General features: G+C 39.7%; 10 protein-coding genes and 1 pseudogene. 1 reads left to right on the forward strand and 10 read right to left on the reverse strand.

The window, feature by feature from the left end:
* Window positions 1-549 precede the first annotated feature (549 nt).
* On the forward strand, window positions 550-924 hold the full coding sequence (locus tag ACLIBG_RS15040) for a DoxX family protein (protein ID WP_439313580.1): 375 nt from the start codon (window positions 550-552) through the stop codon (window positions 922-924).
* A gap of 49 nt (window positions 925-973) precedes the next feature.
* On the opposite strand, the pseudogene ACLIBG_RS15045 reads toward ACLIBG_RS15040, so the two are convergent.
* The 10 genes and pseudogenes from ACLIBG_RS15045 to ACLIBG_RS15090 all read right to left on the reverse strand — a co-directional run.
* Window positions 974-1,484: pseudogene (locus ACLIBG_RS15045) on the reverse strand (TIGR00366 family protein); the annotation flags it as partial.
* 331 nt (window positions 1,485-1,815) lie between these two features.
* Window positions 1,816-2,997: a S1C family serine protease gene (locus ACLIBG_RS15050; RefSeq protein WP_439313581.1), complete on the reverse strand. Its 1,182-nt coding sequence runs from the start codon at window positions 2,995-2,997 to the stop codon at window positions 1,816-1,818.
* A 451-nt stretch (window positions 2,998-3,448) separates the two neighbouring features.
* Window positions 3,449-4,234, reverse strand: coding sequence for an MBL fold metallo-hydrolase (locus ACLIBG_RS15055; RefSeq protein WP_439313582.1), 786 nt, complete (start codon window positions 4,232-4,234; stop codon window positions 3,449-3,451).
* Entirely contained in the window at window positions 4,231-5,154 is a 924-nt protein-coding gene (locus ACLIBG_RS15060; protein WP_439313583.1) for a two-component system regulatory protein YycI, read from the reverse strand. Before ACLIBG_RS15060 ends, ACLIBG_RS15055 begins: the two co-directional genes overlap by 4 nt.
* Window positions 5,155-5,156: 2 nt before the next feature.
* Window positions 5,157-6,446, reverse strand: a complete 1,290-nt coding sequence (locus tag ACLIBG_RS15065; protein ID WP_439313584.1) for a YycH family regulatory protein — start codon at window positions 6,444-6,446, stop codon at window positions 5,157-5,159.
* Window positions 6,443-8,275: a cell wall metabolism sensor histidine kinase WalK gene (gene walK / locus ACLIBG_RS15070; RefSeq protein ID WP_439313585.1), complete on the reverse strand. Its 1,833-nt coding sequence runs from the start codon at window positions 8,273-8,275 to the stop codon at window positions 6,443-6,445. Before walK ends, ACLIBG_RS15065 begins: the two co-directional genes overlap by 4 nt.
* A gap of 5 nt (window positions 8,276-8,280) precedes the next feature.
* The gene (gene yycF, locus ACLIBG_RS15075) at window positions 8,281-8,985 is read right to left on the reverse strand and encodes a response regulator YycF (RefSeq protein ID WP_439313586.1); all 705 of its coding nucleotides are present in this window, start codon (window positions 8,983-8,985) and stop codon (window positions 8,281-8,283) included.
* A gap of 822 nt (window positions 8,986-9,807) precedes the next feature.
* On the reverse strand, window positions 9,808-11,094 hold the full coding sequence (locus ACLIBG_RS15080) for an adenylosuccinate synthase (protein ID WP_439313587.1): 1,287 nt from the start codon (window positions 11,092-11,094) through the stop codon (window positions 9,808-9,810).
* Between the two features lie 579 nt (window positions 11,095-11,673).
* Window positions 11,674-11,937 carry a hypothetical protein gene (locus ACLIBG_RS15085; protein ID WP_439313588.1) on the reverse strand — a complete coding sequence of 88 codons (264 nt, stop codon included), beginning with the start codon at window positions 11,935-11,937 and terminating at the stop codon, window positions 11,674-11,676.
* 136 nt (window positions 11,938-12,073) lie between these two features.
* A complete protein-coding gene (locus ACLIBG_RS15090; RefSeq protein WP_439313589.1) occupies window positions 12,074-12,214 on the reverse strand; it encodes a hypothetical protein in 141 nt (46 codons plus the stop codon).
* Between the last annotated feature and the right edge of the window lie 160 nt (window positions 12,215-12,374).

Here is a 12,374-nt window from a genome sequence, read left to right on the forward strand (position 1 = left end):
AACTGTAATTGGGTCATTATTAATTCCTCCTACACTGTTATCGTCGTTGAAAACATTGTATCACAAGGAATTAATATGGCCCTTTTTTGTTTATCCCTTTTACACAATAATACGGACTTAATCCGTACTTGAAGCGTTATATCCGTACTTGAAGCGTTATATCCACACTCGGAGGCAGGATATCCGTACTTGGAGCAATATATCCACACTCGGGAGTAATATATCCGTACTTAGGATGATATATCCCAATAATTTGATCTTTGACATAAAAAGATAATTTTGATCCAACTTCTAAGTTATACACAGTTTTCTGTGGATAACCCTGTTAATAAGTTTTGGACAACTCGAAACAGACCGGTGAACTGCTCCTATTTAAACTCCCCTATCTCCGCTCCATCACAAAGAAAACAAGCAATAAAGTCCTGTGTAAAAGCACAATTTTCACTCCATCTTACTATTCACAGGCCGAGTTGATTAATCTTTTTGTAAAGTTTGTCCACTTTCCTGCATATATTGAGAATAAGGCATGAGATGGAGGTGAATATCACGATGCGGGTTCACACGTTAAAATGGATTGGCTATGCCATCGGTTATGTATTTATTACTTCGGGAATTATGAAATTAATTGCATCTGATTTTAAAGGAATTTTTACAAGTTTGGGCATTCCATTTCCAGAAGCGACCTTATTTTTAATTGCAATCGTGGAAATTACTTGCGGCACGTTGATTGTAGCTGGAATGTATGTGAAACAAGCGACCCTTCCGCTAATCATCGTTATGCTTGGGGCTATTTTTATTACAAAAATCCCAATCATAGCCAGTAAGGGTGTATTTTCTTTTGCGTTCGAAGCAAGACTCGATGTTGTCATGCTTATCCTACTCCTTATTCTTTGGCAAAAAAGTGCTCCAACGAAAATAAGCTGACCTCTCCAACGAGAAGTCAGCTTTTTTTATTAATCCCATTTCTGCAAGCTTAAAATAAGAAGAAAATCAGAATACTTGTCACAACACCGACCAATGAACTGAGCAAAATACAGTAGCCCATAATGTCACGAATGTGTAACCCGACGAAGGACAAGATCGGTAATGCCCAAAATGGCTGTATAAGGTTCGTCCAGGCATCTCCCCACGCTACGGCCATCGCGGATTTTGCAGGTTCAATTTCGAGCTCAATTGCTTCTGGCATTTGCAAAGGTCCTTGCAACGCCCATTGTCCGCCACCGGACGGAGCCAAGATATTCACAAATCCCGAGACCCAATACGTAAATACATTAAATGTACTTGCGGTAGCAATGGACCCCATTCCATCAATAATCATTTGACCTAATCCAGAACTGCTTAAAATCGCAATGATCCCAGCATAAAACGGAACTGCAATACGATAGGTGTCGTCGCCGTTGCTACGTCTTTGAATGCGCTTGCAAAAGCACCTAAAGAACGATGGAAAAACAAGCCGAGGATAAAAACAAGATATTAATAATATTTCAATTTATAGGAAGGATGAATGCATTATTATTAGCGAACCGTATAATTTAAACTGACATTATATACTTGCTGTACAAATCCGATTATTTGCTATCATTTGAGTCTTTAAAAGGCTCCTTAATTTATTTATGCTAATATCCACAAGGTTATCCACATATGCACAAGTGTTCCTGTCTATATTGTTGGCGAGTTAAATTTTTACCTATATATTGATTTTTTTACTGTCAGAATAGAGAGATATCCACGTATTGTGCACAACTCTTAAATTATGTGGATAGTGTCCTATAAAAGACGGTATCACAATAGCAGATACCGTCTTCTCGATAAATCTTATTCTTGGACACCGAGCGTCACGCTTGTCTCTTGTTGTTCACCGTCACGATAAAAGGTTACTTTTACCGTATCACCGACTTCTTTTTCCTGGTACAATATTTTGCGTAAATCAATCATATCCATAATTTCTTCCCCATCGAGCTTGGTGATCACGTCCAATCGCTCAAGTCCTGCTTCATCAGCCGGTGTTAATGGCTCAACTCTCCACACATAAACGCCGCCTTTCACTTCTTTCGGCAAGTTTAGCGTATTGCGCCATTCCACTTTTGGCACTTCATCAAGCGAATAAATTTCTACACCTAAGTACGGTCGTGTCACTTTTCCTGTTTCTTCAAGCTCTTTAATAATCGGTCGGGCAATATCAACGGGAATTGCAAAACCCAATCCTTCCGCTACGGTTTGATTGATTTTCATCGAGTTAATTCCGATCAGCTGGCCTTCCATATTAATGAGCGCCCCGCCACTATTTCCCGGATTAATTGCTGCGTCGGTCTGAATGACTTCCGCTTGCCAGTCAGGTCGTCCATCCTGGTTGAAATCCTGTGGCACGGTTCGTTGTTTCCCACTCACAATTCCTTGAGTAACCGACCCTAAAAACATCCCTAGCGGATTCCCGATCGCAATGGCCGGTTCCCCAACTTTTACATTTTCAGATGAGCCCATTTCAATTGCTTTGTCGACATGATCATCCTTCATGCGTAAAACAGCTAAGTCAGAAAACAAATCAGAACCGAGTAGCTCTGCTTCCAACGTCGTTTCATCTGATAAAACGACTTCAATGACATCCGCTTGGTCAATAACGTGGTGATTCGTCACTACATACGCATTTCCATCTTCTTTTTTGTAAATGACGCCCGATCCCGAAGCGGTTTCTCGATCCTCCTGCTGCTGCCAAAAATCCGCGCGCTGTCGAATGTTTGTTATTCCAACAACGGCTGGAGATACTTGTTCTACTACATCGGTTATTTGCGTGGACACGTTTACGGAAACGTCTTTTGTTATCGATTGTCCCGTTTGATTGGACGAGTTCTGTTCCTGACTTACCGACGGCTCCTCATTGTTATTCATGGAGATGGAAAAGAAAACGAGAAGCCCTCCAATAATGATGCCAATAATGACGGGGACGAACCAGTTTCCACTTTTTTTTCGCTTTGGTGATTGATCAGTGTAATACCCCATATAACAGTCCCCCCCTTTCATTAGATAACTTGGCTTATCGCCAAGCCTTTATGGCGAAAGCCTTAGTTGCACTTATGCAGTAAGAAAAGCGCAAACGCAACGCCCTGAAAAGCCTCAAGCATAGCTTAAGCAAGAAAACGTAGTGGCAGTTTTTCCACGAGCTGTTTTTCGAGGGTTAAACGCTGGCTAACTTAGAGGCCACATCTCGGAACTGCGTGTTAATGCTCGTCACACCGAAAACAGTGATGACAACACCCGATTTAAACTAAACAGCTATGTGCCAAATTATCCACACAAATGCGTAAGCGATCGTTTATGTTGATTACTATATGTATTACCTCTCTATTATGTCCGATAAACAATAGATTTATCATAAAAACTGTTCGTCTATTTTATCCACCTGATACAATTTTATAATGCTGCCTCCGTTACAGGAAGGCAGCATTTTTTCTTATACCACATCATAAAGCGCGGTCGGAGTCACCGGATCGGTATCGAATAAATCAATCTCAATTCCTCGTTCTTTCAAGACACTATCTACCGACATGCGCGCGAGATCCTTCATATTATTGTCTCGGCTTAAATGAGCTAAATAAATGCGCTTCGTTCGATTGCTAATCACATCGCTTAGCGCCAAACCGCTATCCTCATTTGAAACATGTCCGGAATCTCCTAATATACGTCGTTTTACATTCCATGGATACCTGCCCATTTGCAGCATACCTACATCATGATTGGCTTCAAAAATATAAGCATCCGCACCTTCTATTGTCTTTTTAATTCGTTCGGAAACGTAACCCAAATCTGTCACGAGTGCTACTTTTTTTCCGCCGTGATGGAATGTAAAAAACATCGGCTCCACCGCATCATGAGATACGCCAAATGATTCTACGTCAATGTCGCCAAAGGTATGTGTCTCTCCCATGCCAAAAACAAACTTTTGGTCAAGGGGGATCTTGCCTATCGAATGCTCCATTGCCTGCCACGTTTTTTCATTAGCATAGATAGGTAAATCGTACTTTCGGGCGATTATACCGAGCCCTTTAATATGATCACTATGTTCATGCGTGACTAAAATACTCGTTAATTGCGTCGGGTCTACTTCTATTTCACTAAACAGGCGGTCGATTTGCTTCCCACTCAAGCCAGCGTCGACAAGGATTCTTTCCTTTCCTGATTCAATATAAAACGCATTTCCTGTGCTCCCTGATGCTAATACACTAAAACGTAAACTCACTCTGATTCACCCCGGCTAAGTAATTCCAATTTTTTATTTATCTGCTCTTCGATAAACGTTTTCGACAATTGCTTTTCGTCGATTGTTTGTATTTTTTCCAGGTTCATTCGCAATGCCTCTGCCAAAAATGTGTTTTCATCACTGGAAAAAACAAACCCTTCCATTGCGTTAACAAAATAACTTTTCTCCCCATTAACTGCGACCTTCCATGTCGGTGCAAATACTTGTACACCACTGTCAAGCGGTATTCTCGTATGAAGCCCAATATCAACGCTTGTTACTTCATCACCCGACTTTAGTTCATCTTGTTTATACAGCGTTTCAATAGCTTTTATCGGTTTAATTAGCGAACGCTTTTCAGCTCTAGAATCCGCATTACCTAACATTGTCTGTGTGTAAAAAACAGCCTCATTTTTATCGTTGAGATAAACGAGAATTAAGCCGTTTTGGTTATAGTAAATAGGACGATCATTTTCCTCCTGAAAAAAGATCAATATATTTGCCTGTTTATTCCAATCCCAATACGTATATTCTTCCGGAAATAATAATGTTTCCAAAATAACTTTTTCAATATCTGTTTCTGTCCCGGTTTCCGGAATTTTTTTTGGTTTTTCATATTGCGATAAAATAAAATTTTGATTGAACATCGAGTTTTGATCTTTCAAACTGTCTAATGCTTTAGATTCTTCTTCCGTGAAAATCTTTGGCTTAACCGAAATAAAGTTTTCTTCATATTCTTCATCCGGCAACGGACCTACTTTAATTGAATCATCCTCTAACTGTTCTTCAATCGTCGTATCCTGCTGCTCCAATATTCCAAGGTCTGCTTGCTCTTGTTTATCAAGATATAGAATTAACAAATAAACATCTAGGATGAGGAAGCAGAGGATAAACAACGTTTTTATTTGACCCCATTGCATCCTCAATTCCCTCCTTTAAAGCTAACAGCGTCAGAAATATCTAATTGGCTCCAGCTGCCATTATAATTAATGTACCAACCAGGCTGAAGCGTAGCACTGTGGGATACGTCTTCCGAATCATCCAAGTGATAACCTAATCGAATATCTTTTATATTTTTCGTCTGATAATTTTCATTTCCTTGCAAGTAATCCAAAATCATTTGGCCGGACGGAAGCTCAACTTCATTCTGACTAAGGGTATTTTCAAGGACAAATAACGGCCGGTAATATTGGTATAATTCCTGATTGCGCCATTCCTGCTCAATAACAGAGCTATTAGCGTAATCAAAAACCGGATATCCTTCATAATACATTCTGTAGCGAATTTCATTTAGCGATTTATCAATTGATTCAAATTTATATTTGTTTGTCCACCCTTTATGACCGTTAATGTCGGATATACTTTTATCCAGTAGGTCGCTTTTCTCCATTTGCTCATAATTTGCCTGAATTGGATTTGTAAATTCAATTGCTAGACCATCTTGAACAAGACGCATTCCCCGCTGTCCATCGGTAAAATAAGCTTCTCCGACATTTGGGCTAACGAGAGAGGGGGTTGTGAACAAAATATTGACGAGCAAATCCGGCTCAATCGTACTAACCGACAATGTTTTCTTATTCATGAGGATTGGATCCTTTGGCAAATAGACCGGTGCCTTCGCATTCCCAAAGGAAATATACTGTTGAAGGGCTTCATCATCTGAAAAGTAGTCTGCTAAAAGATCAAACTTATCCGACTTATCTACAACTGCAGTTGCTTGTTTCCGTCCATCAACAGACATAAACAAAAACTGCAATGAACTTGACTCTTCTTTAAATGTAATAAACAAACGTTGAAACGACCAATTGGGCATATACGTTTCCTCATTAAATGTGTGTAGACTCGGTACAGTAGCCATCGGAACAGGATTCGGATAAATGAGCTCCACCTGCTGATTGTTGTCCGGCCTGCCAGCCGCTTCTCCGGCCTGGAAGTCATACAACACCCACGTTTGCATATCTTTATTCAGTGACTCTAACTCACGGGGATCTTTAAAACTGGAGTGAATACCATTCTCGTGAAAAATAACAGAGCTTGGCTGAATAATCTCTTTTTTCTTCTCTTCCTCTCCACCCAAGTCCACTTGGCTAATATAGCGGGCATCATGAAATTGATCAAAGTTCGGCTGATTACTCCATAGCGCAAACGTTAACAGTAAGCTTATGCCTACCAACAGAATTAAAACAAACGTTTTTACCCGTTCATATGTCATTTAGATCCCCTCCGCTTCTCGTTCATTAGCGGCAAAGTAAAGAAAATGGTCGTTCCTTTACCCTCAACACTTCTCGCCCAAATCTTCCCGTAGTGTGCTTCAACCAATTCTCTTGAAATAGCTAGGCCAAGTCCAGTTCCCCCAACCTTTCTTGTCCGTGCTTTATCCACTCTGTAGAACCGATCAAAGACTTTGTCCAACTTATCGTAAGCAATGCCTAGGCCTTCATCACTGATACTAACAATGATCTGCCGGATTTGCTTTTCCACTTTGAAGCGAATATTACCACCATCGGGCGAGTATTTGATTGCATTAGAGATAATATTATCCAGCACTTGCGTCATCCGGTCTTTATCCATCCATACGTAATAACGCAGATTCGGCAATTCACGTCTTAATGTAATGTTTTCAGAAACATTCATTTCAAAACGATCAATAACCTCGTGAAAGTAACGAATAAATTCCGTTTTTTCCCGATGTAAAGAAAGTTCCTTATTGTCCATGCGTGAAAGTTGCAACAAACTATTTACCATTCGTATCATGCGTTCTGTTTCATTTTGGGTAACTGCAAGAAACTGCGGTGCAATTTCTTTATCGGTCCAAGCACCTTCTGTCAAAGCCTCAAGGTAACTGCGCAATGTTGTTAATGGCGTACGCAGCTCATGTGAAACATTGGAAACAAATTCTCTACGTTCCTGTTCAACTTTTTCCTCTTCCGTTACATCGCTTAATACGGTAATAAAGCCAATAACTGCGTGATTCTCATCAAAAATTGTAGAAAAATTAGCGCGAACTAGAAAGACATTGTCCTCTTCGGAAAAGTCGATAATAATTGAACCACTATCCTGCAGATCGGTTATATCAACGATCCGTTCATCCAGCTCCAGTAAATCCAATAGATCTTCCCCGATAAAACGCTCAGGGCTCGCTCCAAGCAGCCTGCCAGCGGCATCGTTCATAAGGCTTACTTCCCCGGCCTGATCCGTCGCAATCACTCCCTCCGTCATATTGGAAAGAACGGAGCTTAATTTACGTTGTTCTTCCTGAATCGTTGCCATCGAAAGCCGTAACCGATCGTTTAAATCGTTAAACGTTTCGGCAAGCTGACTGATTTCATCCGTTCCATGCACATTTACCTTTTTGGAAAAATCCCCTGTCGCCATTACTTGCGCTTGCCTCCGCATTTCTATAATCGGTTTTGTTATCGCACGCGCTACAAGAATGCCGAGTACTGCCGAAACGATCAAAGCTAAAACGGAGCCGTTCAAAAAAATGTCATTAATATTTTGCAGCTGCCCATACACACCTTCCAAAGAAGTCTGTATGTAAATGACACCTTCAATGTTTTCGTCTTCATTAAGAATCGGTTCAACCCGCACAAAAATACGATCACCGGTTTTACTATTTAAAAGTGTGTTGTCGAGTGAAGAGTGAAGTTTCAATGATTGCTGCACAATCGGCTCGGTAATTTTTTGACCGACAATGTCTTGATTTAAAAAGTCATTTGTCCCTAAAACTCGGCCTTGGCTATTAATGACTTGAATAGTTGTAAAACCTCCACGGTCAACGTCGGTAACAATATCTTGTACTTCCTGTTGAAGACTTGGCTCACTCTCGTCACCGGTCCGGTCCTTATTAAATGCTTGCTGTAAATTAATGCTTAACAGCTCCACACGGTCATTAACCGAATCCTTAAAATTGTCTAAGAGCTCGGCTTCAACTTCCTTTGCAACATAAGAGCCAATCACTTGTACCGCAATAAGCAACAGTAAAATATATATAATAATAAACTTTAATTGGATAGAACGAAAGAAACCAACTTTTTTCATCACAATTACTCCTGCTCTGGACTGCGTAAATAATACCCAACGCCGCGACGGGTAACAATCCACATCGGATTACTCGGGTTCTCCTCTATTTTTTCGCGCAATCTTCTAACGGTTACATCGACCGTCCGGACATCGCCAAAATAATCATAACCCCACACAGTCTCCAGTAAATGCTCTCGCGTCATTACTTGTCCAATGTGTCTTGCTAAGTAATGAAACAGCTCAAACTCACGATGGGTTAAATCGATATGCTCTCCATCACGTGAAACGCTGTAGGCATCCGGATGAATAGCAAGATTACCAATATGAATATCCTTTTTTGGCTGTACAGTATCATCTGCAGGCTGTTGTTGTCTGCGCAAGTTAGCTTTTACACGAGCGATTAACTCGCGATTGCTAAATGGCTTTGTCACATAATCATCAGCACCCAGCTCCAACCCAAGTACTTTATCAATCTCAGAATCCTTCGCCGTTAGCATAATAATCGGCATCGATTGTGTTTTACGTATTTCCTTACAAACTTCATTGCCATCTTTTCCCGGCAGCATAATATCCAGTAAAACAAGGTCGGGTTTTTCTTCTTCCGCCAATGTGATAGCTGTATCCCCATCATAGGCACATACAATGTCATAACCTTCTTTTTCCAAATTGAACTTCAAAATATCTGCAATTGGCTTTTCATCATCGACGACTAAAATTTTCAAGCTCATGGCACTCACTTCCTTTTCAGCTATTTTCAATGTATTTATGCAAATTCGCTGTTGTTTAGATTTACATATGATGTTCGCGATGAAACGTTTTGTTTGTTACAAGATCGTTCTATGAAAATTGCGATTGTGGAGTCTAACATAATCCATTCGCTAATTTCGTACTACTTTAATTATCTACACAATAATTCCCATACTATATAAAAAAATACCTTTTATCTATTCTAACGCAATTTGCTTTAAAAGTCTGTTTCTGAAAGTTTTCGGTATATTGGAAGTAGAACTGCTTGGGATTGTTATTGTTATGAACTTTATTGATTATGGTTGATCAAATAAAGACAACATTCAAACAATGTTACATTTTTTAAATGAAGGAGGTATAACATAATAATGGCGGAACAACTGAAAAGAAAATAGCTACTGTCATTATGAACGGGGTCGGTGCGGCGAATTTGCAGTTTCAAGTAACTCGCTTGGAATTAAGAAAAGCGCAAGCGCCCTGCTTAGAAACGTAGCGACTGGACCGAAGCAACTGAGATAAAGGAATCACGATGAGCTGTGCGAATCGATGATGACTTTCACCCAAGGGCATAAGGGCGACTAAGCCTCTGTCTAAGCCAATCGGCAAGTCTTCTTTATCGCAAGGCGCTGCGGGAAGTCGCCTAGTTTCTGGGCGCTTAAGCTAGACAGCTATGCACAAAATTATACACATTCTTATCTTTAAATAATAAATAAAAAGACGTTACATATTTTTAACTAACTAAATAAGTAACGACTTTTTGCACCTATATATTAAGTTTTAACTTACTAAGCATTCCGCTCGAACTATCGATAAACGCCACGGACGACATTCGTTTGTGTCCGGTCCGGTCCAACTGAAAAGATGGACAACGGGATTTCTGTTAACTGGGATATACGCTCCAGGTAATGGCGTGCATTCTCCGGAAGCTCATGTAGACTTTTGACATGTGTAATGTCTTCCGTCCAGCCAGGCATTTCCTCGTACACAGCTTCACATTGTGCAAGCTTTGCCAGGCTTGCGGGAAATTCATTAATAATTTCCCCTTTATAACGGTATGCCGTACAAATTTTCAACGTTGGAATTCCAGTTAAAACGTCCAAAGAATTTAGTGAAAGATCGGTTATTCCACTCACCCGGCGCGCGTGACGAACGACAACACTGTCAAACCAGCCTACACGGCGCGGACGGCCTGTTGTTGTGCCGTACTCTCTGCCCACTTCACGGATTTGATCGCCAACCTCATCATGCAGTTCAGATAAAAATGGCCCATCACCTACACGTGTTGTATATGCTTTAGAAACACCGACAACGTTGGAGATTTTCGATGGCCCCACACCGGAACCAATCGTTACGCCACCTGCAACTGGGTTTGATGATGTTACAAACGGGTATGTTCCTTGATCAATATCAAGCATAACACCTTGTGCACCTTCGAATAATACACGACGGCCGGCATCAAGTGCATCATTTAAGACGACAGATGTGTCACAAACGTACTTCGCCATTTGCTGCCCATATTCGTAGTATTCTTCTAAAACATCTTCAACTTTTATTGGCTCTACTTCATAAACTTTTTCAAATAAGCGGTTTTTCTCTTTTAAGTTTTGCGCTAGTTTTTCTGCAAATACATCTTTATCAAGTAAATCTGCAATGCGGATTCCGCTTCGTGCCGCTTTATCCATATACGCAGGGCCGATGCCTTTTTTCGTTGTCCCGATTTTATGAATGCCTTTTTCTTCTTCCTGAAGAATATCGAGTTTTAAATGATATGGCAAAATAACGTGCGCCCGATTGCTGACCCGGAGGTTTTCTGTCGATACGTTATGCCCGTGCAAATATTCAATTTCCTCCATAAATGCTTTCGGATCAATGACCATACCATTCCCTAATACACAAGTTTTATCTTTAAAAAAGATGCCGGATGGTATTAAATGTAGCTTATACGTCACATCATCAAATGCAATGGTATGACCGGCATTGTTCCCACCTTGATAACGCGCAACTACTTCAGCATTTTGTGAAAGAAAGTCTGTAATTTTCCCTTTTCCTTCATCGCCCCACTGGGTACCAACTACTACTACTGAGGACATCGTGCACCTCCACGGATAATTTATCGTTTATTTTCTAATTTGTTATTTATTAAAAATTGTTTATTGGACGGTTTTCATCAAAGTCCATAGCAAGTTTACCAAGACTTATTAGATAAGTCAATTTAAAAACGAACATTTACTCACAAATCCACCGCATTGTTCGTTATATTATTCTTGCTTTGTTGCAAAAAAATAGAGCTCAGGATTTAAGCCCTTATAAAAATGAATTATCTTCTAGCATAGCATCTTCAACCATATCAATACCTATACCGATTTGACTGCTGTTTCCTAACTCTAAGTAAAAAAGGGTATAACAGTGATAGCCCTAAAGCAGATATAATAATCCGACCCATTTTTCCAAACTTATTACCTATCCACATCAGAATGATTCCTGCTGGGAAAAATAAAATTAACATAAATATGACAAACTAAGTCCTGTAGTAATAGGGATAGTTCTTCCCTGGAATTGAATAATCTTCTTTTTGGTAGTTTAAAATAGTGCAACTAATTCTCGGTTTATTTAGCCGTATGGTCTTACTTGTATGTACTTATTAGATTAATTCGCCCTTTAATTGACCATCAGTGTTTTTTCACGGAATCAACGACCTCTTTTGCATCTATTAAAGATAAACCATACTTTTTTCTCATTGATTTAATAGCTTTTACTTCTGGGGTTTCCTTTAACATTTCTTTTGCATCATTTTCCATGTCCCCATATTCACCGGTTTTTTTCATAAGTCTAGTGTTTTCTTTTTTCAAACGATTGTTTTCACGCATTATACTGATAGACCAACCTAAAAGTAAGAGCATAATTAATACTGAACTTATTTCTGACCAAGCCACTTATAACACCTCTTTGTAATTAAAAAAACAAAATTATTTACCAATCTATTAAATCGTCTGAATCTGCACGATAAAGGCCCGTATCCATGTTCCAGAAACTGCACCCGGCTGTTCCAAATAAGCCTTATAATTCATGTTATCTAATTTCCTCATGTTCACGTTTAAACATCCTTTTAACTGTTCGCTTCAGAAAGTGTCTTGTCTCGTCATCTCCAATGACAATAATGGCAAATGCCAATAAAATATAAATTATCGGTTTCAAACTTTTTCTTAGCATGGAATCCCTCCCTATTTTTATTTTACATTTCCACTAAGTTGGTTCGAACATTTCCTCAATCACTCATAAAAATTGTAGTGTATTGGCTGAAGAGCGCTATTATATGATCTAATTCTGTTACAACACTTATTCCACAACGTAATTTTCTAGCTTATACTAA

Source organism: Virgibacillus sp. W0181, from assembly GCF_051846915.1.
Taxonomy (GTDB): Bacteria; Bacillota; Bacilli; order Bacillales; family Amphibacillaceae; genus JBPYCR01.